Below are 25885 nucleotides of genomic sequence, written 5' to 3'. Positions count from 1 at the left end.
AAGCCACGATTTTTTGGCGTGGATCAGGGATAAGTCATTTTTATACATGATTTTTTCCCCCTGCCTGGCTGGCACGGGTACGCTTTTGGTTTACACTGCGATGCATTAACGGCTACGGGAAAAGCAATATGTTGCGATACTTGAATCAATGCTCACGCGGACGCGGTGCCTGGTTATTAATGGCCCTGACCGCCCTGGTTTTTGAACTGGTTGCGCTGTTCTTTCAGCACGTAATGGGACTGCAACCCTGCGTAATGTGTATCTATGAGCGTTGTGCGCTGTTTGGCGTCATGGGCGCCGGCCTGGTGGGTGCAATTGCGCCTAAAACGCCGCTGCGCTGGGCCGCCATCGCCATCTGGCTCTACAGCGCTTATGAAGGGGTACGCCTCTCTTATGAGCACACCATGATTCAGCTGCATCCCAACCCGTTTGTGACCTGCGATTTTGCTGCTCGCTTCCCGAGCTGGCTGCCGCTGGATAAATGGCTGCCGGCGGTATTTGTCGCCAGCGGTGACTGCGCCGAACGCGGATGGACTTTCCTGACCTGGAGCATGCCGCAGTGGATGATCGTGATTTTTGCCGCTTATCTGCTGGTGGGCATTCTGGTATTGATTGCGCAACCGTTCAAAGCAAAACGTCGCGATCTGTTTGGTCGCTGAGTCCCAGTCAAACTAAGTCTCAGACAAAACAGGCAGCCGCGGCTGCCTGTTGCGTTATCAGCCGTTCCGATCCGGCCGGTCTATAATGTGTTCTTCCCAGTCGCGCACTTCACTCTCGCGCACCGCGATGTATCGCACCGAAATACGCTGAGCATGCATCGCCTTCTTCGACCCGGCAATCAGCGGGTGCCACGCCGGCAGCGTTTTGCCCTCACCTAACAAACGATAAGCGCAGGTGCGCGGCAGCCAGTTAAAGGTGGTGAGATTCTCGCGCGTCAGCTTGATGCAATCCTCTTCATACTCGAAGCGGCGCTCATAATTGCGGCACTGACAGGTCTTAATGTTCAGCTGATTGCAGGCGACGTTGGTGAAGTAGATTTCATCGGTATCCGCATCCTGCAACTTATTCAGACAGCACTGTCCACAGCCGTCGCACAGCGATTCCCACTCTGCGTCGTTCATTTGGTCAAGGCGTTTGGTCTGCCAGAAGGGTTGTTCGGTCATGATAGCGGTCCGGGTTGAGCAACAAGACCGCACCTTATAAAGCTTCAGGTGCGGTGATGCAAGTATTACAGCACGCGGGTGCTGATACCGTGACCGGCCAGCGACACTTCCAGCTTATCGCCGGAGCGCAGCGGACCCACGCCTTCAGGCGTCCCGGTCAGCACCACGTCACCGGCGCGCAGCGTAAAGTACTGGCTCATATAAGCAATCAGCGGCAGAATTTTGTGGATCATGTCTGCCGTGGTGCCGTGCTGACGCACCTCGCCGTTAATGACCAGCTTCAGTTCGGCGTCCTGCGGGTCGACGCTGAACTCCGCAGCCGGAATAAATCCGGAGAGCGGACAGGAGTTATCGAAACTCTTGGCGCGCTCCCATGGCTGACCAGCCTTCTTGAACCCGGCCTGCAGGTCGCGCAGCGTCAAATCCAGCGCCACGCCATAACCGGCAATCGCTTTTGCCACGTGCTCTTCACTGGCCTGCTTGAGGGTGGCGCCAATCAGTACCGCCAGCTCCACTTCATGATGCACCTCACCGAAGCTGGCCGGGATTGACAGCGGCTGGCGCAGATCGCATACCGCGGTTTCAGGTTTGATAAACACCACCGGCTCGCTCGGTGTAGCGCTGCCCATCTCTTTAATGTGCTTTGCATAGTTGCTGCCGACGCACACCACTTTGCTGACCGGATAATCCAACAGCGCGCCCTGCCAGTTACGATGCTGATACATGCTAATCCCCTGCTTGAGTTGTGTTTGCTGCCAGCCGGGCTGGCAAAGGTGGCTCATCAGCCGCCGGAACGTGGCAGGCTGCTGAGCACTATATTAGCGGGTTTATCGCGGCGGACGTGGCGGAAAGGGTCAAAGCTGTTAATCATTCATCACGTCCGACGCTAAAGACGGCGATTATTGCTCACAATAATGGGTTAAGGTGAGCAATTAAATTAATGCCGAAGCACTGATTATATTTACAGGCTATATTTTTACAGATGAATCTGAATTAAACTTTTTTACCCTGTTCAAGATGAATGTTGAGCAGACTTTCAACCGGCGGCGGGATCTGCAAATAATAACCCTGCTCGCTTAAACCCTGCTTCACTTTATTGATGTCAGCGTTGGCCAGCCTGTCGCGCTGGTCGAGGGACAGCACCATCGCCAGCTGCGGTTTGCCAAAGCCGCGCAGCAGTTCTTCCGGGACGCGCGAAAAATCGTCTTTTTTTTCTACATACAGATAAGTCTGGTCGCGTTGCGGGCTTCTATAGATCACACAAAACATATTTTTTACTCGAATTAACTAAGGGCGTCACTTGCCTGAATATAGCAGTAACTATAACATGCTTGCAGAACTTCGAATATTGACCCGCGGGTGTTAATGACGATTTTATCGGCGTTTACTTCAGGGTCGTAAAACAGGACTGAGTCAGGACAGATGTCGCAATCGCCAATCGAATTCAAGGGCAGCAGTTTTACCCTGTCAGTTGTTCATCTGCACCATTCGCAACCCGAGGTGATTCGTCAGGCGCTGCAGGACAAAATCGACCAGGCCCCGGCTTTTCTGCACAACGCGCCGGTGGTGCTGAACGTGTCAGCCCTGAACGGTGACATCAACTGGAAGCAGATGCAGCAGGCCGTCAGCGCCACCGGCTTACGCATTGTGGGCGTGAGCGGCTGCAAAGATGAAGCCCTGAAAAAGATGATTGCCCGCGCTGGCCTGCCGGTGCTGTCAGAGGGTAAAGAGAACCGCAAACGCGCTGATGCGCCCGCGCCGGAGCCGGAAGCGGTCGCGACGCCGGTCAGCGAACCGGCCAGCAAAACGCGTATCATCAATACGCCAGTGCGTTCAGGTCAGCAGATTTACGCGCGCAACGCCGACCTGATCGTCACCAGCAGCGTCAGCGCCGGTGCCGAACTGGTGGCTGACGGCAACATTCATATTTACGGCATGATGCGCGGCCGCGCGCTGGCCGGTGCCAGCGGCGATCGCGACTGCCAGATTTTTTGCACCAACCTGTCAGCAGAGTTGGTCTCCATTGCCGGCGAATACTGGATCATGGACCAGATCCCGGCGGAATTCTTTGGTAAAGCCGCGCGCCTGTGCCTTAAAGAGGGCGCGCTCACCATCCAGACACTTAATTAGGCCCCTTTTCTTTCGTTAAGGAAATCAACATTTATGGCACGCATCATTGTAGTTACATCGGGTAAAGGGGGCGTTGGCAAGACCACGTCAAGCGCGGCCATCGCCACAGGGTTAGCGCAGAAAGGCAAAAAAACCGTGGTGATCGATTTCGATATCGGTCTGCGTAACCTCGATCTGATCATGGGCTGTGAACGCCGCGTGGTGTATGACTTTGTCAACGTTATCCAGGGCGATGCGACGCTGAATCAGGCGCTGATTCGCGACAAGCGCACCGAGCAGCTTTACATTCTGCCCGCCTCACAAACCCGTGATAAAGATGCCCTGACCCGCGAAGGCGTGGAAAAAGTGCTGAACGACCTGGCGGCAATGGACTTCGATTTTATCGTCTGCGACTCGCCGGCCGGTATTGAAACCGGTGCGCTGATGGCGCTGTACTTCGCGGATGAAGCGATCATTACCACCAACCCGGAAGTCTCTTCCGTGCGTGACTCAGACCGTATTCTCGGCATCATCTCGTCGAAATCGCGTCGCGCTGAAAACAGCGAAGATCCGGTAAAAGAGCACCTGTTACTGACCCGCTATAACCCGGGACGCGTAACGCGTGGCGACATGCTGAGCATGGAAGACGTGCTGGAAATCCTGCGCATTCCTCTGGTCGGCGTGATTCCGGAAGATCAGTCGGTGCTGCGCGCGTCTAACCAGGGTGAGCCCGTGATCCTCGATGCAAACTCTGACGCCGGTAAAGCTTACGCTGATACCGTAGATCGCCTGCTTGGCGAAGAACGCCCCTTCCGCTTTATCGAAGAAGAGAAGAAGGGTTTCCTGAAACGCCTGTTCGGGGGATAACCAATGGCATTACTAGATTTCTTTTTATCCCGTAAGAAGAACACAGCCAACATAGCCAAGGAAAGGCTGCAGATTATCGTGGCCGAACGCAGAAGGGGCGACAGTGAGCCCCACTATCTGCCGCAGCTGAAGCGCGATATCCTGGAAGTGATTTGTAAATACGTGAAAATTGACCCGGACATGGTCACGGTGCAGCTGGATCAGAAAGGGGATGACATCTCCATCCTCGAGCTCAACGTGACGCTGCCGGAGACGGAAGACGTTCCTAAATGATTGTAGCGGGTTCCTGATTTTCCCCTGCGTGGTTGCGCAGGGGAAAACGTTCCGCTTACAGCGTGTGTAAAATCTCGTCGATACCGGCTTTCAACACCTCACCCCGCCAGCCTGCCAGCAGTTCCGGCGGACGCGTGGCGCTCTTCAGTCCCCAGTGCACGCTCAGCACCTGATTAATCTGGCGCCGTGATGCTAACAGCTCCTGACTGTAACCGGTCTGCTCACTCACCTGCTGTACCAGCGCTTTAATCGCTTTAAACGCCTGCTTGTAATGCGCGTGGTCAATCAGATTAGGCAACGGCGGCGGTAACGCGGCCTCATCCAGCGCCTGCGCTTCTGCCACCATCGCCACCAGCGCCTTACCGTGGAAGCGGATTTCGTGACCGTTCAGGCCGAGATGATCCAGCTCGCCAAGGCTGCCGGGCATAAAGCGCGCGACTTTCCACAGGTTCTCTTCGCGCACCACAAAATTCACCGCCATGTCTTTCTGCCGGGCGAGGTTGAGACGCCACGCGGCCAGACGCTGCAGCACCGCCAGCTGGCGCGGACGCAGCTGCCACGCATTGGTGATATCGCGCCATGCCTCTTCCGGCTGCAGCACGTCAAGACGTCGCTGACACAACGTAGCGCACTCACTCAGCGCCGCCGCCATGTTGCCTGCCGCTTCGGTCTGCGTCACCAGCTGATGGGCAATCGGCAGCAGATAAGCCACATCGGCCGCAGCGTACTGGCACTGCCGCTCGGTAAGCGGACGCGCCAGCCAGTCGGTGCGCGCTTCGCTCTTATCCAGCTCAATCTGGTTGAAATGATTGACCATCGCGGCAAAGCCCCATGACAGCGGCTGCCCGGCGAAAGCGGCCAGAATCTGCGTATCGATCATCGGCTCCGGCAGGCAGCCGAAACGATGCAGGAAGACTTCGAGGTCTTCCCCGCCGGCGTGCAGGAACTTGGTCAGCTGACGATCCTGCAGCAGCGCAATAAACGGTGCCCAGTCGCTGATGGTTAACGGATCGATCAGAACCAGTTGCTCGCCATCGAAGAGCTGGATCAGGCCAAGCTGCGGATAGTACGTGCGGGTGCGCACGAATTCGGTATCCAGCGCCACGGCGCGATGCTGACGGGCCTGCTGGCATACCGCGGCCAGCTGGTCATTGTGGTCGATCAGGGTGTAATTCACGTTGTCTTTCTCGCTGCGACAAACCTCGCACAGCGCTCCATGTTAAAAGCAATAAAAACGCCGGACGGTGCCGGCGTTAACCTGAGCATTCAGCGGAAGCCAGTACTACGCTTCGCGCTTCGCCTCGTCGCGCAATTCGCGACGTAAAATTTTACCGACGTTGGTCTTCGGCAGCTCATCACGAAACTCGATAATCTTCGGCACTTTATAGCCGGTGAGCTGACGGCGACAATGATCCAGCACTTCCTCTTTCGTCAGCGACGGATCTTTTTTCACGATGCACACTTTCACCGCTTCGCCGGAGAGATCGCTCGGCACGCCAATCGCCGCCGCTTCGCGCACCTTGGCGTGCTGCATCAGCACATCTTCGATTTCGTTAGGATACACGTTAAAGCCGGACACCAGTATCATGTCTTTTTTACGATCGACGATGCGGATAAACCCTTCCGCGTCCACGGTAACAATATCACCGGTGTGCAGCCAGCCATTTTTCAGCACTTCCTCGCTGGCATCCGGCCGCTGCCAGTAGCCAATCATGACCTGTGGCCCGCGAATGCACAGTTCGCCCGGTTCGCCCGGCGGCACGTCGCGATCTTCATCATCGACAATACGCACGTCGGTGGACGGAACCGGCAAACCGATGCTGCCGGTGTGGCAGGTAATATCATAAGGATTAACCGACACCAGCGGTGAGCATTCGGTGAGTCCGTAGCCCTCCAGCAGATAGTGTCCGGTGAGTTTCTCCCAGCGCTCGGCCACCGCTTTCTGCACCGCCATACCGCCGCCGGCAGACAGACGCAGCGTGGAGAAATCCAGCTGGTTAAAATTGGCATCGTTCAGCAGGGCGTTGAACAACGTATTAACACCGGTGATGGCGGTAAAGGGAAATTTGCTCAGCTCTTTAACGAAGCCGGGAATATCGCGCGGGTTGGTAATCAGCAGGTTGGTGCCGCCCAGGTCGAGGAACAGCAGACAGTTCACCGTCAGGGCAAAGATGTGATAAAGCGGCAGCGCGGTCACCACCTGCTCCTGACCGGCGCGCAGCAGTTTACCGTAGGTGGCTTTGGTCTGCTCCAGATTAGCCTGCATGTTGCCGTGGGTCAGCATGGCGCCTTTCGCCACGCCGGTAGTGCCACCGGTGTACTGCAGAAATGCCAGATCCTGATTATTGATCACAGGACGATGATAGCTCATCTGCTCGCCCTGCTGCAGCGCATGACGGAACGGTACCGCCCCTGGCAGATGGTATTTCGGTACCAGCTTTTTCACATATTTAACGACGAAGTTCACCAGCGTGGCTTTTACCGGCGCCAGCTGATCGCCCATGCGCGTCAGCATCACGTGCTTAACCGGGGTTTCCGCGACCACTTTTTCCAGCGTATGGGCGAAGTTGGAGACAATGACAATTGCATTGGCACCGCTGTCATTAAGCTGGTGCTTCAGCTCGCGCGGCGTGTACAACGGGTTAACATTCACCACCACCATACCGGCACGCAGCACACCAAACAGCGCCACCGGATACTGCAGCAGATTCGGCATCATCAGCGCGACGCGATCGCCCTGCTGTAAGCCTAATCCCTGTTGCAGCCAGGCCGCAAAAGCACGGCTCTGCTGCTCCAACTGGCGGTAAGTCATTGGCTGGCCCATGTTAATGAAAGCCACCTGATCGGCATAACGTTGCGCTGCGTGTTCGAAAAGATCGACCAAAGAGGGATAACGGTCTGCGTTAATTTCCGCTGGTACATCTGGCGGATAGCGTTTCAGCCAAACCTTGTTCAAAGATTCACCCCGATATTCTTGTTGCGTAGCCATCGCCGCCTCTGCAATCAGTGTTGTTAACAATATTTTAACTGATTGTACCAGTTTGCCTGTTCCGGCATTTTCAGGTTGCGAGGCGCATCACTAAATTTCGCGCATCGGTTGCGCGCCCAATAAAAAGGCCCGTTCGCGAGCACCGCGACCGGGCCGTAAAAAAACCTGTTTAGCGCTATTCGGTAAGAATGGTCTCGACCTGCGCCGGACCGCCGGTATTCATGCCCCAGTAGGGGTTAGGCCCCCAATAGCCGGGATGGCGACGCGTCGGCCCGTACCAAATCCACGGATCGATCGGCTGCGGCGGCGTCATCACCTGCTGAGTCAAATGCCAGCGCTGATAACCGCGCACATCAATCACCACAAAGTTGTAACTGGCTTTGCCAATTTCTCCTTTCTCGGTGCCTTTGATGTTGCCCAGCACCGTGACGTACTGATTATTGACGTCGATCGGATCAACAAAACCATGAATGTCCGCATAAATGCGGCCAATTGAGGCAGCACCGAGGCGCGGTCGCGCGCTGTCATCCAGCGGCTGAGTGGCAATTTCCAGCCGGGTCAGGCCGTTGAGGTTAGTTACCTTCACGACTTTGCCGCCGAAGCGCGACTCCTGGCCGACATACAGCTGCGGCGCATTCATCACGCGTAATAAATCCTGCTGTGGAAGCTGAGAACTCCCTTTAATGGCATCCGGCACTGACACGCAGCCGCTGAGCAACAGCGCACAGGCTAACAGAGCGCCAGACATCCCTTTACGACTAATTGGCATAGCACTTCTCCTGTTATTTCTCCGTTAGACTGAAGGCGCAAAAATAAGTTGCGTGGGCGCCTAGCGTCCCGGCAACTTTTTCCATGCCACTTCATTGCGCAGATAAACCGGCTCAGCATTTTCCACCGCCACGCTATCGCCGCGCTGCCAGGCGCTGAGCGCCAGCGGCAGCATATCTTCTGCGGCAGGCAGCGTGACCGTGGTGGTCAGCAGTTGTGCCCCGGTCGCGCCAGCCAGCAGCTGCGGATAAGCCTGCCAGCCGGTGCCGACAGTGGCCCACTCGCCGCTCAGCTGCGCGATGCGCGCCTGTGCCGCTTCCGGCTTGAGTACGGCTTCGCTCTCAGCGCCCTGCCACTCGCCCTGCTCATCACGCTGATACTCTGCCCAGTAGACTTCACCCATGCGCGCATCAATCGCCGCCAGCACGCGCGTTGCCCCGGTCAAACGCCAGGCGCCCTGCGCCATGGTTGCCAGCGAGGATACGCCAATCATCGGCAGATTTGCGCCCAGCGCCAGGCCCTGCGCGATGCCAATGCCGATGCGCACGCCGGTAAAACTGCCGGGCCCGCGGCCAAACGCCAGCGCGTCCAGCGCGCTCAGCGCCAGCGACTGCGCCTGCAGCAATTCCTGCACCAGCGGCAGAATACGTTGAGTATGATCGCGGGGCGCGATTTCGAAGCGGGCATCGATCTGCTGCTGATTCAGCAGCGCGGCAGAACAGGCTTCTGTCGCGGTGTCCAGGGCTAAAATTCGGGCGGACATAACAACCTCAGAGAATCAAAATGGCGCGCATCTTACCACAGCCTGGCACAAATTAGTGCTGCTCTGGCGGACGCACAAAGTCAATCGCACGCTGTAAATCGCGGGTGCGCGGTGTCGGCGGCAGGCTATTAAGGAACAGACCGCCATACGGACGCGACACCAGCCGCTGGTCACAAATCACCAGCACGCCGCGATCGTCGGTATCGCGAATCAGACGGCCCACGCCCTGCTTGAGGGTGATCACCGCGTCCGGCAGTTGCACATCGTTGAACGGATCGCCGCCGCGCAGACGGCAATCCTCCATGCGCGCCTTCAGCAGCGGATCTTCCGGCGAGGTAAACGGCAGCTTGTCGATGATCACCAGCGACAGCGCATCACCGCGCACGTCAACGCCCTCCCAGAAGCTGCTGGTGGCCACCAGCAGTGCGTTGCCGGCATCAAGAAACTGTTTGAGCAGCTGCCCTTTGCTGGTTTCGCCCTGCAACAGCACTGGTAAGGTCATGGAGGCGCGGAACTCCGCCGCCAGCTCACGCATCATTTTGTGCGAGGTGCACAGGAAGAAGCAGCGCCCTTTGTTGGCTTCAATCAGCGGTTTCATCATGCGTGCCAGCTGACGCGCACCGCCAGGATAGTTGGGTTCCGGCATGTTGCGCGGCACGCACAGCAAGGCCTGCTGCGCATAATCAAACGGACTTTCGAGGATCAGGGTGCGGGCATTATCCACGCCGAGCCGGCTGGCGAAGTGGCTCATCTGTTCGTTGACCGCCAGCGTCGCTGAGGTAAACACCCACGCCGCTTTGCGTCCGTCCATCACTTCGCGGAAGCGCTCCGCGACCGACAGCGGCGTCAGCGCCAGCGTAAAGTGCCGGCTGCTGCATTCGTACCAGTAGCTGAAGCCCGGTTCATCAATCGCGCGTAAACGCTTGAGCCGGGTGCGATACAGCGCGGCACGCTCGAAGGCAGCATCCAGCAGCGCGGAACGGCCCAGCGACAGCTTAATCACGTCGTAACACAGCTCGAGCGCATCATCCAGCAGCGTAAACATGCGCATGATGTTGTTGTCGCTCAGCAGATCGCGCAGATTGCCGCGAAAACCGGGCTCGCCCAGCGTCAGCCGAAAATCCTGTGCGCACTGCGCCAGCCGGTCGGCGGATTTCTGCAGCTGCTGCACATCGCGCACCTCGGTGCGGTAGGCAAGAATAATGTCTTTGGCGAGATCCTGCAGTTGCCGACTCGACAGCTGCTGGCCAAAATACTGGCTGGCGATATCCGGCAGCTGGTGCGCTTCATCGAAGATCATCACGTCGGCTTCCGGGATCAGCTCGCCAAATCCCCCCTCTTTGACCACCAGGTCAGCGAGAAACAGGTGATGGTTCACCACCACCACATCCGCATCCATCGCTTTTTTGCGCGCCTTCACCACGAAGCAATCTTTATACAGCGGGCAATCGCTGCCGAGGCAGTTATCGTTGGTGCTGGTAACGTAAGGCCAGATCGGGCTGTCTTCCGCAACGCCGGCGCAGCTGCTGACGTCGCCATCGACGGTCTCCGATGACCAGCTGCGCACGTTAATCAAATCACCGAGCGCCTGCACGCTGAGATCGCCGCCGGTCTGATTTTGCTGTTCCAGCCGTTCCAGGCACAGATAGTTGGAGCGCCCTTTCAGCAGCGCAGTTTTGCCGCTGAACGCCAGGGCGCGGGCAATGGTCGGCAGATCGCGGTTGTAGAGCTGATCCTGCAACGCTTTGGAACCGGTCGATACAATGACTTTTTTCTTCGCCCGCAACGCCGGTGCCAGATAAGCATAAGTTTTACCGGTGCCGGTGCCGGCCTCGACCACCAGCTCGCCCGCCTGCTGCACCGCTTCGCTCACTGCCTGCGCCATTTCGCGCTGTGCCGCGCGCGGCTTAAAGCCGGGAATCGCCTGCGCTAACGCGCCATCCGCTGCAAAATCGTCTGCCACACATCCTCACCGATTGCTCTTAAAACTACTGTAATTATGTCAGGATTCACCGCAGGCGACCACAACAGATGACAGCCGGCCATGGGATATGGCAGGCTAACGCAGCAAAAATAAAGGAGAACAGCATGACCATTACGCGTATTGATGCCGAGCACCGCATGTCCGAAGCGGTTGTACATGACCAGACCGTGTATTACACCAGCGTGCCGGAGAATCTGGATGACGATGCGGAAGCGCAGACCGCCAACGCGCTGGCGGTGATTGACCGCATCCTGACGCGCGTGGGTTCGGATAAAAGCAAAATTCTCGACGCCACCATTTTCCTGGTAGACAAAGAGGACTTTGCCGCGATGAACCGCGCCTGGGATGCGTGGGTCTCGCCGGGTAATGCGCCGGTACGCTGCACGGTGCAGGCCGGCCTGATGAATCCGCACTATAAAGTGGAAATCAAAATCATCGCCGCGCTATAACGCTCGCCGGGCGCTATTCGTCGTCTTCGTCCTCTTCGAAGCGCGCCCGAATCGCTTCGCCCTGATGGCTCTGGCGAATTTCCTGCGCCACCTGCGCAATCGCCTGCCCGCTGGACATGCCGCCGGCCATCAGTTCCTGAATACGTTCCACTGCCTGCTGCTGTTGTTCGTGCGATAAAGCCGGAAGACCTGAAAACATGATGCACTCCTGTAATGGGGGGACGCATTATTCCACGCTGAACAAACAGGTGCCAGCAGCAAAAAAATATGCCAGGCTACGCGCCTGCCTGCTGAACTGATTTAGCCAAACGAACGTGAAAACCCTCTCGCTACAGTATACGCCCGATACACTTTTACACCGTTTTTCCACGCTGGCGCACCGTCCGTGGGCGATGCTGCTGACCTCAGGTCACGCCGAGCACGCGGATAACCGTTTCGATATCCTCACCGCCGACCCGCGGGTGACCCTGACGACGCGCGGTGACAGTACCGCCATCGACGACGGCACCGGCATCAGCCACTCTAACGCCGATCCGCTGCAGCTGGTGCAGCAACAGCTGGACGCGCTGGGCATCCGGCCGGCGTTTGATGCAAATCTGCCGTTTCAGGGCGGCGCGCTGGGTCTGTTTGGTTATGACCTCGGTCGCCGTTTCGAAACGCTGCCGCAGCGGGCGCAGCAGGATTTACACACGCCGGATATGGCGGTCGGCATTTATGACTGGGCGCTGATTGCCGATCATCATCGCCAGACGCTGACGCTGATTGCCCTGCACGACGCGGAGCAGCGCTGGCAGTGGCTACAGGCGCTGGCGGTGCCGCAGCCCAAACCTTTTGCCCTGACCAGCGACTGGCAGGCCAATATGAGCTATGCGCAGTACGCCGCGCGTTTCCAGGCAGTGCAGGCCTACATTCAGGCGGGCGACTGCTACCAGGTTAATCTGGCGCAGCGTTTTCAGGCCAGCTATCGCGGCGATGAGTGGCAGGCGTTTTTACGTCTCAACCGCGCCAACCGCGCGCCGTTCAGCGCCTTCCTTCGTCTGCCGCACAGTGCCGTGCTGAGCCTGTCACCGGAGCGTTTTCTCTCGCTGCAGCAGCAGCAGATTGAAACCCGGCCGATTAAAGGCACGCTGCCGCGCCTGGCCGATCCGCAGGCCGATCGGCTGCAGGCGGAGAAACTGGCCAGCGCCGAAAAAGATCGGGCGGAAAACCTGATGATTGTGGACCTGCTGCGTAATGATATTGGCCGCGTCGCCGAGCCGGGCAGCGTCAGCGTGCCGGAGCTGTTTGTGGTGGAGCCGTTCCCGGCGGTGCATCACCTGGTTAGCACGGTGCGGGCCAGGCTGCCAGACGCGCTCTCCGCTACCGATTTGCTGCGCGCCTGTTTCCCCGGCGGCTCCATTACCGGCGCACCCAAGATCCGCGCGATGGAGATCATCGAAGAACTCGAACCGCAGCGGCGCAATGCGTGGTGCGGCAGTATCGGCTACATCAGCCTGTGCGGGCGTATGGACAGCAGCATTACCATCCGCACGCTGATTGCCGAAAACCAGCAGCTGTACTGCGCGGCGGGTGGCGGTCTGGTGGCTGACAGCGAGGCTGAGGCGGAATATCAGGAGACGCTGCACAAGCTCAACCGTATTCTGCCCTGTCTGCGTGATGAGGCGTGATATGGAGCTGACGCTGGCGCAGTTTCTCAGTCGCTTTGTGCTGCAGCCGCCGCTGGCGACCGCGCACAGCGTGATCAGCGGACGCCGTGCCGCGGTGCTGGTACCGGTGATTGATGGCGACCAGCCTGAACTGCTACTGACCCGCCGCTCCGCGCTACTGCGCAAACACGCCGGGCAGGTGGCGTTCCCCGGTGGCATGATGGATGCCACTGACGATTCGCTGATCGCCACCGCACTGCGTGAGGCGCAGGAAGAAGTGGGCATCGCGCCGCAGCAGGTGCGGGTGGTCGGCGTGTTACCGCCAGTCACCAGCAGTACCGGTTTCGCCGTCACGCCCGTGGTCGGTATCATTCCGCCGCACTTACCGCTGCGGCTCAACCCGGATGAAGTTGAAAGCGCCTTTTCCATGCCGCTCGCAGAGGCGCTGCGGCTGGGGCGCTACAGCGGACTGACGCTGCGCCGCGGTCATCGCCAGCACCAGGTGTGGCTGTCGTGGTATGAAGATTATTTTATCTGGGGCATGACCGCCGGTATCCTGCGCGCGCTCGGTCAGCAGATCGCCCTGCCCTGATCCCCCGTCCCGTTTCACCCTGGCCGAAAAATTGATCCCGTTCACATCCGGGGATACGGATAACTATTTCTGTGGTTTATAATTAGTTTATTTCATGCGAAAAGCTGCTCGCTGCCGCCCGCTGGCGATTACTATTAGCCGCATTAACGGCCTGCGCCGTAGAAAAGAAGATTTGTGAGGAGCGTCACCGGTGATAAGTGTTTTTGACATGTTCAAAGTGGGTATCGGCCCGTCCAGTTCGCATACCGTTGGCCCGATGAAAGCGGGCAAACAGTTTGTTGACCTGCTGATCGAACAGGGCAAGCTGCAGGACGTGACGCGCGTGGCGGTGGATGTCTACGGCTCACTGTCGCTCACCGGGAAAGGACACCACACCGACATTGCCATCATCATGGGTCTGGCCGGCTTTGAGCCTGCCAGCGTCGACATCGACAGCATTCCGGCGTTTATCAAAGATGTCGAAACGCGTGAGCGGCTGCTGCTGGCACAGGGCGCGCGCGAGGTCGACTTCCCGCGTGACGGCGGCATGGTATTCCGCAGCGAAAACCTGTCGCTGCATGAAAACGGCATGACTCTGTACGCTTTTGCCGGCGATCGTCTGCTTGAGCGCAAAACCTATTACTCAATTGGCGGCGGCTTTATCGTCGATGAAGCGCACTTTGGTCAGTCAGTACTGGATGAGGTCGCCGTACCCTACCCGTTCCATTCAGCCAAAGAGTTGCTCAGCCACTGCCGCGATACCGGCATGTCGCTTTCCGGGCTGGTGATGAAAAACGAACTGGCGCTGCACAGCCGTGACGAGATTTACGCCTATTTTGGCAACATCTGGCAAACCATGCAGGCGTGTATCGATCGTGGCCTGAATACCGAAGGCGTTTTGCCGGGCCCGCTGCGCGTGCCGCGTCGGGCGGCGTCGCTGCGACGTCTGCTGGTCTCCTCGACCAAACACTCCAACGATCCGATGAACGTCATCGACTGGGTCAATATGTTTGCGCTGGCGGTGAATGAAGAGAATGCGGCCGGTGGTCGTGTGGTCACCGCACCGACCAACGGTGCCTGCGGCATCGTGCCGGCGGTGCTGGCGTATTACGATCACTTCATCGAAACGGTCACGCCGGATATCTTTATCCGCTACTTCCTCGCCTCGGGCGCGATTGGCGTGTTGTACAAAATGAACGCTTCGATTTCTGGTGCCGAAGTCGGCTGCCAGGGCGAAGTAGGCGTGGCCTGCTCAATGGCCGCCGCTGGCCTCGCTGAACTGCTGGGAGCCAGCCCGGAGCAGGTGTGTGTTGCCGCTGAAATCGGCATGGAACACAACCTCGGACTGACCTGCGATCCGGTCGCCGGTCAGGTACAGGTGCCGTGCATTGAGCGTAACGCCATTGCTTCGGTGAAAGCGATCAACGCCGCGCGGATGGCGCTGCGCCGCACCAGCGAGCCGCGCGTATCGCTGGATAAGGTGATCGAGACGATGTACGAGACCGGCAAAGATATGAACGCTAAATATCGTGAGACCTCGCGTGGCGGTCTGGCGATCAAGGTGCAGTGCGACTGACCGGCAACGTCGCGTTTCGCTGCTGACAATTGCAGCGATCGGCCATTATTTCTGCAATGGCCTCTACCTCCGCGTTATCAAACCAGATACATTATTTTTGCGCGCGACCTCTACCGGTCGCGCGATTTTTTAGTGCCGCTTTTTTTCTCCAGCCGCGCTAAATTTGGCCGCCGCCATGCCGATAACCTTCACGTTAATTTGGCCTCATTCTTTGTCTTAGCAAGGTGGTTACTGATGCTCCTTCCCCAGCAATTTGTGGGTCAATTTCGCCGTAAGCGCCTGCTTATTGCGTTGGTGATCGCGTCGCTGGTTCTCATTCTTACGCTGACTTTTCGCTACATCGAAGAGAAGTCACGCATTGAGCAGCAGTCCCTTAACTTTGCCACCCGCGCGATTGAACGCTTTGACCGCATGTTTTCGCCGCTGGACGTCTCCGCCAACAACACGCTGGGGCTGGTGGGCGTGCCCTGCACGCAGGTGCGCTACCCGCTGATTGAGAAGATCGCCGCGCTGCAAACCGTGCGCACCGTGCTGCTGGTGCAGGACGATACCATCTACTGTTCGAGTATTTATGGCCCGCGCCACATCTCGTTCAGCCAGACCTATCCCGAGCTGGCGATCAACAACCAGCGCATGATGCTGTCCACCGACGACTACCTGCTGAAAGGTTCGCCGGTGCTGCTGCTGTGGACGCCAAAGTCGCTGGATAACCAGGACGGCCTGCTGCAGATCATCAACATTGAGCTGATGACCAACTATCTGCTGGAGCCGCAGCTGCCGTGGGTGGAACGCGCAATCTTCAACGTAGGCGGACAGAGCCTCGAGTACGGTAATCCGCTGATCGAGCATACCGTGCCGTCCGATGACGAAGTGGCGTACGATCAGGCCTCGCTGCGTTATCCCTACAGCATTACACTGTACGGTCCCTCTCCGGCGCGGCTGGCGCTCAACACGCTGCCGTCTCAGCTGCCGCTGGCGGTACTGCTGAGCCTGCTGCTGGGCTATATCGTCTGGCTGGCCACCGCCAATCGCATGAGCCTGAGCTGGCAAATCAGCTATGGCATCACCGCTAACGAATTTATGGTTTACTGCCAGCCGCTGATCAATGCCCGCAGCGGCGACTGCGATGGTATCGAGCTGCTGCTGCGCTGGCACAATCCGCGTCAGGGCTGGATTGCCCCGGACGTATTTATTCCGCTGGCCGAACGCCAGAATCTGATTGCACCGCTGACGCGCTTTGTGATTGCCAGAGTCGTCGCGGAGTTGCCTAATCTGCCACAGTGCCCGGCTTTCCATATCGCGATTAACGTCGCGGCCAGCCACTTCCGCGATCGCCTGATTGTTGAGGATTTACAGCGCTACTGGTGGCCCGCCAATCCCCTGCCGAAACTGGTGGTGGAGCTGACCGAGCGCGATGCGCTGCCAGTTATCGACCAGACGGTCGTGGCGCAGCTGCATGAAATTGGCGTGCGGCTGGCGATTGACGATTTCGGTACCGGCCACAGTTCGCTGGCCTATCTGAAAGACCTGAAGCCGGACGTACTGAAAATCGATAAAATTTTTACCGCCGCGATTGGTACTGACGCGATCAACGCCACGGTGACCGATATGGTGATTTCATTGGCGCAGCGGCTGAATATCGCGCTGGTCGCGGAGGGCGTGGAAACCGCCGAGCAGGCGCATTATCTGCGCGAGCGCGGCGTGGATCATCTGCAGGGTTACTACTATGCGCGCCCGATGCCGATTGAGGACTTCCCGCAATGGCTGGCGCAGCATCAGGCGCAGCTGGGCGCCTGATGCCGGACCACATCAGGCGTCGCCCTCTTCCTCGTCATGATGCGGCTTGTCTTTGGTGACGCGCACCAGATCTATACGGTAATCCGTGGCTTCGATAATCTGGAAGTGCAGCGGTGGCAAATCGATAATCTCGCCCGGCAGCGGCAGCTGCCCCTTCTGCTCAATCAACAGGCCGGCCAGCGACGCGTGATCTTCATCCGGATCGACCAGCTCATGGTGGTCGAGCAGCTGCTGCAGCGAGTGCAGATCGGTACCGCCCTTCACCAGCCAGCCGTCGCCATCCGCCACCACATCCGGCGTTTCGTCTTCGTCCGGGAACTCACCGGCAATCGCTTCCAGCACGTCCAGCGGCGTAATCAGGCCCTGTACCACACCAAATTCGTTGGTAACGATGACGAAGCTGCCTTTAGCGCGACGCAATACGCCCAGCAGGTTGATCGGATCCAGCGTTTCCGGTACCACAATCGGCGGCGTGTTGGCCGCGAAGGTCGCGACATCCATACCGTGCTCCAGCGCCACCAACAGCTCTTTGGCGCGCACCACGCCGATGATCTCATCCAGTTCGCCACGACACACCGGGAACAGACTGTGAGGCGTATCCAGCAGCTGAATGCGGATCTCATCCAGCGGACGCGAGACGTCGACCCACGAGATATCGCCGCGCGGCGTCATGATGCTGCGAATCGAACGCTGTGACAGCGTCAGCACGCCGTTAATCATGTAACGCTCTTCGTCTTTAAACGCTTCCTGCGGCATCGCTTCGGTCAGTGACGCTTCTTCGGTATGCGCCGGCTGGTTACGCTGGCGCCCGCCCATCAGACGCAGAATCGCTTCGGCGGTACGTTCACGCATCGGACGGTGCGCCTGATGACGGATAAAGTTCCGGCGCGCAATCTGGTTGAACAGCTCGATCAAAATCGAGAAGCCAATTGCCGCGTACAGATAGCCTTTCGGAATATGGAAACCAAAGCCTTCCGCCACCAGCGACAGACCAATCATCAGCAGGAAGCTCAGACACAGCACCACCACCGTTGGGTGCGCGTTGACGAAGCGGGTCAGCGGTTTTGAGGCCAGCAGCATCACGCCCATGGCAATCACCACTGCAGTCATCATCACCGGCAGATGGTTCACCATACCGACGGCGGTAATCACCGCATCCAGGGAAAACACCGCGTCCAGCACCACAATCTGCGTCACGACCGCCCAGAAGCTGGCATAGGCTTTGTTGCCCTGATGCTCCATGCCGCGGTTTTCCAGCCGTTCGTGCAGTTCCATGGTGGCCTTAAACAACAGGAACAAACCACCAATCAACAGAATTAAATCTCGTCCGGAAAAGCTGAAATCGCCTACGCTGAAGAGGGGTCGCGTCAGCGTCACCATCCAGGAGATCAGCGACAGCAGGCCGAGGCGCATCACCAGCGCCAGCGACAGACCAATCAGGCGCGCTTTATCACGCTGTTTCGGTGGCAGCTTGTCGGCAAGAATGGCGATAAACACCAGGTTGTCGATGCCGAGCACAATCTCCAGCACGATCAGCGTCAGTAAACCCGCCCAGATTGAGGGGTCGAAGAGAAATTCCATCAATGACTCCTTGCTAAACGTAAGGGCGAACGCGACTGAGCCTGCGCCGGAAGGCGAGACGAGAGAGCGTTAACGGATGAAGCAACACCGGCAGGTGTCAGGGTGCGCGCTGAGCAGCGCGGGGAACAAGTGAAGCGACGTCGGTGACGGTCCATATAGGTGAGCTAAAGCCCGGTACTCCTGAGTAATAAACAGAAAGCTAATGTATCAGTTACATCAATAACGTCAAAAAATTTTCTTACATTTACAAATAACTGCGCCAGCGCAAGAAACTGCCATAAAAATGCCCGTTGCCGCCGGTACGCTCTGAATAGCAGAGCAACGTCACATATTTTATTTTTTCGCTCACTAAAATAAATCGCGACCTTACTGCTGTATCGCGGAATGTTTTGGGCCTTTTCCTGATGACTTTCTTCAATTTAGTCCCGGGCGATCCACAGATAATAACAACGGTAATTCTCAATGATTCCCGGCCATGGTCGGGAACTCTCATGCGAACGGAGGTAGCAAGTGACCATTGCGCTTGTAATTGGTACACATGGCTGGGCGGCAGAACAGCTGCTGAAAACAGCAGAAATGCTGTTGGGCGAGCAGGAAAATGTCGGATGGATTGATTTCGTGCCCGGCGAGAATGCAGAAACGCTAATCGAAAAATATCAGGCACAGCTCGCCCGACTCGACACGTCGAAAGGCGTGCTGTTTCTGGTGGACACCTGGGGCGGCAGCCCGTTTAACGCCGCCAGCCGCATCGTGGTGGATAAACCGGGCTATGACGTTATTGCCGGGGTCAACATTCCCATGCTGGTGGAAACCCTGATGGGGCGCGATGACGATCCATCGCTGGAAGAGCTGATCCATATCGCCGTCGAGGCCGGCCGCGAGGGGGTGAAAGCGCTCAAAACCGAATCCGCCGCGCCGGCAGCGGCAGCGCCCGCCCCGAAAGCCCCTGCCCAGCCGCAGAAACCGCTGGCGCCGGGCGAGCACATGAAAATTGGCCTGGCCCGTATCGATGACCGTCTGATCCACGGCCAGGTAGCCACGCGCTGGACCAAAGAGACCAACGTGACGCGCATTATCGTCGTCAGTGATGAAGTGGCCAACGATCACGTTCGCAAAACCCTGCTGACTCAGGTAGCGCCGCCGGGCGTGACCGCCCACGTGGTGGATATCGCCAAGATGATCCGCGTGTGGAACAACCCGAAGTACGGTTCCGATCGCGTGATGCTGCTGTTTACCAATCCGACCGATGTTGAGCGCGTGGTAGAGCAAGGCGTGGATATCAAGTCGGTGAATATCGGCGGCATGGCCTTCCGTCAGGGGAAAACGCAGGTTAATAACGCGGTGTCGGTGGATGAGAAGGACATCGCTGCCTTCCGCAAGCTGAATGAGCGCGGTATCGAACTGGAAGTGCGTAAAGTCTCCAACGACCCGAAACTGAAAATGATGGACCTGATTGCGAAGGTCAATGCCTGATTCGCCTGTGCCTGCGCGCGTGGGCAAAAAGTTCTGATCTTGCTGAGGAAAAATGCAATGGAAATAACCTCGCTACAAATAGTGTTGATATTTATTGTGGCCTGTATTGCCGGGATGGGATCGATTCTCGATGAGTTCCAGTTCCACCGGCCGCTGGTGGCCTGTACCCTGATTGGTGCAGTGCTGGGTGATATGAAAACCGGCATCATCATCGGCGGTACGCTGGAGATGATCGCGCTGGGCTGGATGAACATCGGTGCGGCAGTGGCACCGGATGCGGCACTGGCTTCCATCATCTCCACCATTCTGGTCATTGCCGGCGGTCAAAGCGTCGGTGCCGGTATTGCGCTGGCCATCCCGCTGGCCGCGGCCGGTCAGGTGCTGACCATCATCGTGCGTACCATCACTGTCGCCTTCCAGCACGCCGCGGATAAAGCTGCGGAGAAAGGCAACCTGACGGCGATTTCGTGGATCCACGTCTCTGCCCTGCTGCTGCAGGCGATGCGTATCGCTATCCCGGCGCTGATTGTGGCGGTCTCGGTCGGTACCAGCGCGGTACACAGCCTGCTGAGTTCAATTCCGGAAGTGGTCACCAATGGTCTGAACATCGCCGGCGGCATGATCGTGGTGGTCGGTTACGCGATGGTCATCAACATGATGCGTGCCGGTTACCTGATGCCGTTCTTCTATCTTGGCTTTGTCACCGCCGCGTTCACCAACTTTAACCTGGTGGCGCTGGGCGTGATTGGCGTGGTAATGGCGGTGCTGTATATCCAGCTGGCGCCAAAATACAACCGCGTTGCAGGCGCTGCCTCGGCGGGCCCGGCTAACAACGACCTCGACAACGAACTCGACTAGGAACAGGTGACATCATGGTAGATACAACCAATACTCCAAAGAAACTCACCCCCGGTGACGTGCGCGGTGTGTTCCTGCGCTCCAACCTGTTTCAGGGTTCGTGGAACTTTGAACGCATGCAGGCGCTGGGCTTCTGCTTCTCAATGGTGCCGGTGATCCGTCGCCTGTATCCGGAAAACAACGACGAACGCAAGCAGGCGATTAAGCGTCACCTTGAGTTCTTCAACACCCATCCTTACGTGGCCGCGCCAGTGCTCGGCGTGACCATGGCCATGGAAGAGCAGCGCGCCAACGGTGCAGCGATCGATGACGGTGCCATTAACGGCATCAAAGTGGGCCTGATGGGGCCGCTGGCTGGCGTGGGCGACCCGATTTTCTGGGGGACCGTGCGTCCGGTGTTCGCCGCGCTGGGTGCCGGTATCGCGATGAGCGGCAGCCTGCTCGGTCCGCTGCTGTTCTTCTTCCTGTTTAACATTGCGCGCATGCTGACCCGCTATTACGGCGTGGCTTATGGCTATCGCAAAGGGGTGGATATCGTCAGCGATATGGGCGGCGGCTTCCTGCAAAAACTGACCGAGGGGGCATCGATACTCGGCCTGTTTGTCATGGGGGCGCTGGTCAATAAGTGGACACACGTCAACGTGCCGCTGGTGGTATCCCGCATCACCGACCAGACCGGCAAAACCACGGTCACCACCGTGCAGTCGATTCTCGACCAGCTGATGCCCGGCCTGATTCCACTGCTGCTGACCTTTGGCTGTATGTGGCTGCTGCGCCGTAAAGTTAACGCGCTGTGGATCATCGTTGGCTTCTTTGCCATCGGTATCTTTGGTTACTGGATCGGCCTGCTCGGTCTCTAATCTCACCGCCGGGAGTCAGACTCCCGGCGTTTTTTGAACGGCGTGACCTGAGCGCCAACGCTGAGGTCACTTCGGTTGAGGAAGAAGCCTGTATGTCACTGACTGACGCCCTGATTGCCCTGCTGATCGCCGCTCTCGCGCTGTTTGCGATTTACGACGATGTCATCCTGCCCCGCCGCAATGGACCGACCCGACTGCGCGTCACCCTGCGCCGCCGCCATAAAATCGACAGCGGCATCTTTATCGTGCTGCTACTGATTCTGCTGTGGAACAACGTCAGCCATCATGGCCCGCAGCTCACCACTACCCTGCTGATGGTGCTGTGCTTTATGGCTATCTGGCTGTTCTGGATCCGCAGCCCGCGGCTGCTGATGAAAAATGACGGCCTGTTTTTTGCCAGCGTGTGGATCGATTACCGGCGTATTCAGAGTATGAACCTGTCAGAGGATGGCATTCTGGTGATGCAGCTGGAGCAGCGTCGCTTGCTGATAGCGGTGAAACAGCTCGACGATCTCGAGAAAATCTATCATACGCTGGTGGAGGCGCGTTAAACGCGCTGCCACAGCGTCAGGGTGAAATCCGCGTCACAGCTAAAGCTGGCGCTGGAGGCCAGCTGCTGCCACACCGCTTCACGCGCACGCCAGGCAAAGGGGGTCATCTGCAGCAGGCTCACCGCTTCCGCCCCGTTCAGTGTCATCGTGTAGTGAAGGTTTTGCTGATCGATCTGTTCAAATCCCGCATAGTTTTTCTCTTCCGCTGTATGCAGCTGCACTTCGCGATAGATCAACGCCTTAAACTGCTGCAGATGGTGCGGCCCCGGCGTCACCGTCAGCAAATAGCCGCCGGGCCTGATGACGCGGCTCAGCTCCTGCTCGTTACAGGGCGCGTAAATGCGCACGATGGCGTCCAGTGAACCATCAGCAAACGGCAGGCGCTGGCTGGAGGCGACACAAAAGTTAACCGCGCGATAGCGCTTTGCCGCCATGCGCACCGCGGCTTTGGCCACATCCAGACCGTACAGCTGGCTGTCGGGCAACGCGGCAGCCAGGGCGGCGGTGTAATAGCCTTCGCCACAGCCGATATCCAGCAGCTGCGTGGGCCGGTTCGTGAGCGGCTGAGCCAGACGCTGCGCCACCCGATCGCGCAGCGGCTGATAGTGTCCGGCATCCAGAAAGGCCCGGCGCGCCTGAAGCATCTCTGCGCTGTCGCCCGGTTCCCGTGAACCTTTGTGCTGCACCGGCAGCAGGTTGACGTACCCCTCTTTCGCCCGATCGAACTGATGACCGGACGCACAGCGATAACTGCTGGCGTGCAGGTGCAAAGCGAGGTGGCAAAGTGGGCAAATCAACGACATAGATAACTCCGGGTTAGCGATTCGCGGCGCAGTTTACCCTGATCATCCGGTAACAGAAAGGATAAAGAAAAGCCCCGCTCATTGAGCAGGGCTTTTAAGATTCGATTCAGCGGTGCATGACACCGAGCCTGAGAGCGAAATCAGATAGCAGTAACGTTAACTGCTGCCGGGCCTTTCTGGCCGTCCTGAATTTCAAACTCAACTTGTTGACCTTCGGCCAGGGTTTTAAAACCGTTGCCCTGGATAGCAGAGAAGTGAACGAACACGTCTTTGCTGCCGTCAGCAGGAGTAATAAAACCAAAACCTTTAGACTCGTTGAACCACTTAACCTGACCTTTAATCTTTGCCATTTTTGCAAATTCCTTAGAGTGTTTATATTGCCCGCAGGCAGTCTTACAGAGAAACCAGAGACATTACTGAATGAGGCACTAATTTAAGGTTCGGCAAGGAAGCGGTATTCAACGTCAACGTCTTTACTCGTAACTTCTTTACTGAAGATGCCATACATAAACAGAACTGTACCTCGTTTGACCCACGATTCGTTATCACATATCCGCTAATTAATGGCAAGCCATTTTTAAACAGTGATCGACATGCCGCACATAATTGCCTGAAACCGGCAGCGAAAGGTGGATAACGTTATTGACAGCAACGCCTCGGCGTGTGCAAAAAAGTCTATGCGTCAGTATAGTTAGCGCCAGACTCGCGTTTCGTCAAGCGCAGCGGCAAACGCTGCTTTTTCACATTTAAACCGAATAATTCTAGGCAAAAAATATTGCATTAATATGGCACAGATAAGCTATTTCACTGGCCGTTGTGCAATGAGCAACATAACTGCGCAGCGCTTAAATCTTGTACAATAAATTCCTGGCAGTACAAGTTAATAATAGTTTTGCACCAAAATCAGGAAAATATAATCGCCGTTGCCCCAAATATAGGCAGACTGTACGCTGGCATTTATCTCATTTTTTTCTAAACACCCAACAATTAAATGTTAAAAAGCGCGGAAGCCGCTGGCATTTAACAAAAATGGCTTAGGATAAATCTTAATCGTAATTCATCAGGCTGCGGCTCTCGCCAATTCGCCATGGGGCAAAAGGCGCATCGACCTCGCCCGCCTGCTGCAATGCTTGCGCCAGCACCGTCGGCGGATCGTCAAGCGACTCGTCCGCCAGCTCAAACACGCCCCAGTGAATAGGAATTGCCAGCGGTCGCCCTATCTGCTGCCAGAGTTGTACCGCCTGATCCGGGTCCATGTGCTGACCGCGCATGAACCATTTTGGTGCATAAGCACCTATCGGTAACGCAGCCAGATTAAACGGCCCCAGACGCTGCGCGATGGCTGAGAGATTATCGCTGTAGCCGCTATCGCCGGAGAACCAGAAATTGAGCTGCGCATTACGCACGACCCAGCCGCACCACAGCGACCGGTTGCGATCCCAGAAGGTGCGCATGCTCCAGTGGCGCGCGGGAACGGCTGTGAAGCTGATCTCATCCAGTTGCACCTGCTGCCACCAGTCCAGTTCGGTGACGGTGCGCACGCCACGGCGGCGACACCAGTCGGCCATTCCCAGCGGCACCAGAAAGTGCGCGGCAGGAAAGCGGCGGGCGATGCGTTTCACTGTAGGCCGATCAAGGTGGTCGTAATGGTTATGCGAGATCAGCACATAATCAAGATGCGGCAGCTGCGCCACGCTGATCGGCGCCGGGGTTTTACGCTGCGGCCCGGCAAACGGCAGCGGCGAAGCGCGTGTCGACAGCGCCGGGTCGATCAGAATATAGCGCTGATTGAGACGCAGCAGCAGCGCGGCATGGCCCAGCCACCAGACACGGTCATCTTCACCGCTCAGGTCGGCCTGCTGGCACCAGCTGGTGGTAAAGGCCGCATAGCCGGGCTGAGGTGGCAGCGGCAGATTCTGCTGCTTACGCTCGCGCCGCCAGCGCTGTAGATCGCCAGGCTGACGCAACTCCTCTTCCGGGTTACGAAAGCCGTGCGGCGTATGATGGGCCAGCGAAGCGTCATACCAGGGATTTTGCCAGGCCATGGCCTCTCCGTTGTGTGCTTAACGTTCCGGGATCAGGCGAATAAAGTCGCGCTTGTCCCCGGTATCCTGCTCATCCTGCGCTTTTTCGGCCACCGGCTGCGCCTCAGCGATACGGCGCAGTAGCGCGTTCTGTTTCTTTTGCTCTTCCAGCAGCGCTTCCAGCAGCTGAAGCTGTTCACTGGCGCGCACGCTGGCCCGGTTAACAAAAAACCAGGCAATAAAGGCCACAACCACAATGATGGCCAGCACGCCATAGTTAAACAGCGGACCGGTACTGGCGGCTAATTCGTTCATAACTGCATCAATCCTCAAACATCATTCAGGTACATCGCCGCTGATTCTACTCGTTGCGTGCGGAAAAGATATGGTTGCGAAGATAAAGCAGATTATCCCCCCTGCGTGCCGCTTTCAGTTATCTCTGATCGATCCGGCGAGAAAAGCGAGGCATGCTGCTACTATAGAGTTCGCAGCAATGCGGGAACAGCTGCGTTATGTAACACAAGGAGATAAAAATGAAACTACTGATTCGTGCGGTGATGGTGCTGGCTGTCTTGTGGCTGGCGATGCTGTTTACCGGCTACGGCGTGTTAACCGGCAGCAATAAAAACGCAGCCGGGCTGGGCTTACAGTGTAGCTACCTGACCGCGCGCGGCATGATTACCGCACAGTATCTGCACACCGACAGCGGCATTGTTGGCGTTACCGATTGTCCGCTGCTGAAGAAAAGCGGCGAAGTGGTCGATAACTAAGTTAAGCCGC

The 25885-nt window shown here is 57.5% G+C and carries 29 protein-coding genes; 14 read left to right on the top strand and 15 right to left on the bottom strand.

Going from position 1 to position 25885, the window contains the following annotated elements:
* Positions 1-128 precede the first annotated feature (128 nt).
* On the top strand, positions 129-659 hold the full coding sequence (gene dsbB / locus AC6I8P_RS08655) for a disulfide bond formation protein DsbB (RefSeq protein WP_040679952.1): 531 nt from the start codon (positions 129-131) through the stop codon (positions 657-659).
* Positions 660-716: 57 nt separating this feature from the next.
* On the opposite strand, the gene ycgN is transcribed toward dsbB, so the two are convergent.
* The 3 genes from ycgN to AC6I8P_RS08640 form a co-directional block, all read right to left on the bottom strand.
* Entirely contained in the window at positions 717-1163 is a 447-nt protein-coding gene (gene ycgN / locus AC6I8P_RS08650; RefSeq protein ID WP_325971324.1) for a cysteine cluster protein YcgN, read from the bottom strand.
* Positions 1164-1228: 65 nt separating this feature from the next.
* Positions 1229-1888, bottom strand: a complete 660-nt coding sequence (locus tag AC6I8P_RS08645; RefSeq protein ID WP_021510045.1) for a fumarylacetoacetate hydrolase family protein — start codon at positions 1886-1888, stop codon at positions 1229-1231.
* A 268-nt stretch (positions 1889-2156) separates the two neighbouring features.
* Complete coding sequence (locus AC6I8P_RS08640; RefSeq protein ID WP_021510044.1) at positions 2157-2432, bottom strand: YcgL domain-containing protein; 276 nt, start codon at positions 2430-2432, stop codon at positions 2157-2159.
* Positions 2433-2585: 153 nt separating this feature from the next.
* Between AC6I8P_RS08640 and minC the strand changes: the two genes are divergently transcribed.
* Genes minC through minE form a run of 3 tightly spaced genes read left to right on the top strand, consistent with a single transcriptional unit; the run spans position 2586 to position 4412 of the window.
* Positions 2586-3293: a septum site-determining protein MinC gene (minC, locus tag AC6I8P_RS08635; protein ID WP_498031121.1), complete on the top strand. Its 708-nt coding sequence runs from the start codon at positions 2586-2588 to the stop codon at positions 3291-3293.
* A gap of 33 nt (positions 3294-3326) precedes the next feature.
* Positions 3327-4139 carry a septum site-determining protein MinD gene (gene minD / locus AC6I8P_RS08630; RefSeq protein WP_211726126.1) on the top strand — a complete coding sequence of 271 codons (813 nt, stop codon included), beginning with the start codon at positions 3327-3329 and terminating at the stop codon, positions 4137-4139.
* A gap of 3 nt (positions 4140-4142) precedes the next feature.
* Entirely contained in the window at positions 4143-4412 is a 270-nt protein-coding gene (minE, locus tag AC6I8P_RS08625) for a cell division topological specificity factor MinE (protein WP_010616394.1), read from the top strand.
* Positions 4413-4467: 55 nt separating this feature from the next.
* Here the strand turns inward: minE and rnd are convergent, their stop codons facing one another.
* From rnd to yoaA, 5 genes are all read right to left on the bottom strand, one after another.
* Positions 4468-5589 carry a ribonuclease D gene (rnd, locus tag AC6I8P_RS08620; RefSeq protein WP_498031120.1) on the bottom strand — a complete coding sequence of 374 codons (1122 nt, stop codon included), beginning with the start codon at positions 5587-5589 and terminating at the stop codon, positions 4468-4470.
* Between the two features lie 105 nt (positions 5590-5694).
* On the bottom strand, positions 5695-7368 hold the full coding sequence (gene fadD / locus AC6I8P_RS08615; RefSeq protein ID WP_241798699.1) for a long-chain-fatty-acid--CoA ligase FadD: 1674 nt from the start codon (positions 7366-7368) through the stop codon (positions 5695-5697).
* Between the two features lie 208 nt (positions 7369-7576).
* Positions 7577-8170, bottom strand: coding sequence for a Slp family lipoprotein (locus AC6I8P_RS08610; protein WP_010616392.1), 594 nt, complete (start codon positions 8168-8170; stop codon positions 7577-7579).
* A gap of 60 nt (positions 8171-8230) precedes the next feature.
* Entirely contained in the window at positions 8231-8932 is a 702-nt protein-coding gene (gene tsaB, locus AC6I8P_RS08605; protein ID WP_021510038.1) for a tRNA (adenosine(37)-N6)-threonylcarbamoyltransferase complex dimerization subunit type 1 TsaB, read from the bottom strand.
* A gap of 52 nt (positions 8933-8984) precedes the next feature.
* The gene (yoaA, locus tag AC6I8P_RS08600; RefSeq protein WP_058771245.1) at positions 8985-10895 is read right to left on the bottom strand and encodes a DNA repair helicase YoaA; all 1911 of its coding nucleotides are present in this window, start codon (positions 10893-10895) and stop codon (positions 8985-8987) included.
* Between the two features lie 125 nt (positions 10896-11020).
* Between yoaA and AC6I8P_RS08595 the strand changes: the two genes are divergently transcribed.
* The gene (locus AC6I8P_RS08595; RefSeq protein ID WP_498031119.1) at positions 11021-11365 is read left to right on the top strand and encodes a RidA family protein; all 345 of its coding nucleotides are present in this window, start codon (positions 11021-11023) and stop codon (positions 11363-11365) included.
* 13 nt (positions 11366-11378) lie between these two features.
* Here AC6I8P_RS08595 and AC6I8P_RS08590 read toward each other — a convergent pair whose 3' ends face one another.
* On the bottom strand, positions 11379-11564 hold the full coding sequence (locus AC6I8P_RS08590; RefSeq protein ID WP_058774597.1) for a YoaH family protein: 186 nt from the start codon (positions 11562-11564) through the stop codon (positions 11379-11381).
* A gap of 115 nt (positions 11565-11679) precedes the next feature.
* Between AC6I8P_RS08590 and pabB the strand changes: the two genes are divergently transcribed.
* The 4 genes from pabB (at position 11680) to pdeD (ending at position 16955) form a co-directional block, all read left to right on the top strand.
* Positions 11680-13032 carry an aminodeoxychorismate synthase component 1 gene (gene pabB / locus AC6I8P_RS08585; RefSeq protein WP_132462407.1) on the top strand — a complete coding sequence of 451 codons (1353 nt, stop codon included), beginning with the start codon at positions 11680-11682 and terminating at the stop codon, positions 13030-13032.
* Between the two features lies 1 nt (position 13033).
* A complete protein-coding gene (locus tag AC6I8P_RS08580; protein ID WP_021510033.1) occupies positions 13034-13603 on the top strand; it encodes a CoA pyrophosphatase in 570 nt (189 codons plus the stop codon).
* 190 nt (positions 13604-13793) lie between these two features.
* The gene (locus AC6I8P_RS08575; protein ID WP_058774595.1) at positions 13794-15158 is read left to right on the top strand and encodes an L-serine ammonia-lyase; all 1365 of its coding nucleotides are present in this window, start codon (positions 13794-13796) and stop codon (positions 15156-15158) included.
* A gap of 234 nt (positions 15159-15392) precedes the next feature.
* Complete coding sequence (pdeD, locus tag AC6I8P_RS08570) at positions 15393-16955, top strand: cyclic di-3',5'-guanosine monophosphate phosphodiesterase PdeD (RefSeq protein WP_058757738.1); 1563 nt, start codon at positions 15393-15395, stop codon at positions 16953-16955.
* A gap of 12 nt (positions 16956-16967) precedes the next feature.
* Here the strand turns inward: pdeD and AC6I8P_RS08565 are convergent, their stop codons facing one another.
* Entirely contained in the window at positions 16968-18536 is a 1569-nt protein-coding gene (locus tag AC6I8P_RS08565) for a TerC family protein (protein ID WP_021510030.1), read from the bottom strand.
* Positions 18537-19046: 510 nt separating this feature from the next.
* On the opposite strand from AC6I8P_RS08565, the gene manX reads away from it, so the two are divergent.
* The 4 genes from manX (at position 19047) to AC6I8P_RS08545 (ending at position 22278) form a co-directional block, all read left to right on the top strand.
* The gene (gene manX / locus AC6I8P_RS08560; RefSeq protein WP_058757739.1) at positions 19047-20009 is read left to right on the top strand and encodes a PTS mannose transporter subunit IIAB; all 963 of its coding nucleotides are present in this window, start codon (positions 19047-19049) and stop codon (positions 20007-20009) included.
* 57 nt (positions 20010-20066) lie between these two features.
* Positions 20067-20867: a PTS mannose/fructose/sorbose transporter subunit IIC gene (locus tag AC6I8P_RS08555; protein WP_031280203.1), complete on the top strand. Its 801-nt coding sequence runs from the start codon at positions 20067-20069 to the stop codon at positions 20865-20867.
* A 14-nt stretch (positions 20868-20881) separates the two neighbouring features.
* Positions 20882-21727, top strand: a complete 846-nt coding sequence (locus AC6I8P_RS08550) for a PTS mannose transporter subunit IID (RefSeq protein ID WP_021510027.1) — start codon at positions 20882-20884, stop codon at positions 21725-21727.
* A 92-nt stretch (positions 21728-21819) separates the two neighbouring features.
* Positions 21820-22278 (top strand): DUF986 family protein, encoded by a 459-nt coding sequence (locus tag AC6I8P_RS08545; protein ID WP_021510026.1) that lies wholly within the window; start codon positions 21820-21822, stop codon positions 22276-22278.
* Here AC6I8P_RS08545 and rlmA read toward each other — a convergent pair.
* From rlmA to AC6I8P_RS08520, 5 genes are all read right to left on the bottom strand, one after another.
* Complete coding sequence (gene rlmA / locus AC6I8P_RS08540) at positions 22275-23081, bottom strand: 23S rRNA (guanine(745)-N(1))-methyltransferase (RefSeq protein ID WP_498031118.1); 807 nt, start codon at positions 23079-23081, stop codon at positions 22275-22277. The genes AC6I8P_RS08545 and rlmA overlap by 4 nt on opposite strands.
* 140 nt (positions 23082-23221) lie before the next feature.
* Entirely contained in the window at positions 23222-23431 is a 210-nt protein-coding gene (gene cspE / locus AC6I8P_RS08535; protein WP_021510024.1) for a transcription antiterminator/RNA stability regulator CspE, read from the bottom strand.
* 83 nt (positions 23432-23514) lie between these two features.
* On the bottom strand, positions 23515-23589 hold the full coding sequence (locus tag AC6I8P_RS08530; protein WP_110866451.1) for a DUF2627 domain-containing protein: 75 nt from the start codon (positions 23587-23589) through the stop codon (positions 23515-23517).
* Positions 23590-24127: 538 nt separating this feature from the next.
* Positions 24128-25126: an MBL fold metallo-hydrolase gene (locus tag AC6I8P_RS08525; RefSeq protein WP_498031117.1), complete on the bottom strand. Its 999-nt coding sequence runs from the start codon at positions 25124-25126 to the stop codon at positions 24128-24130.
* A gap of 18 nt (positions 25127-25144) precedes the next feature.
* On the bottom strand, positions 25145-25420 hold the full coding sequence (locus AC6I8P_RS08520; protein WP_021510022.1) for a YebO family protein: 276 nt from the start codon (positions 25418-25420) through the stop codon (positions 25145-25147).
* A gap of 218 nt (positions 25421-25638) precedes the next feature.
* Here AC6I8P_RS08520 and AC6I8P_RS08515 point away from each other — a divergent pair, with 218 nt between their 5' ends.
* The gene (locus tag AC6I8P_RS08515) at positions 25639-25875 is read left to right on the top strand and encodes a YobH family protein (protein ID WP_021510021.1); all 237 of its coding nucleotides are present in this window, start codon (positions 25639-25641) and stop codon (positions 25873-25875) included.
* The last annotated feature ends 10 nt before the right edge of the window (positions 25876-25885 follow it).

The sequence above is a fragment of the gamma proteobacterium symbiont of Lampromicra miyakona genome (assembly GCF_059730895.1).
This window is presented reverse-complemented; position numbering and strand designations above follow the sequence as displayed.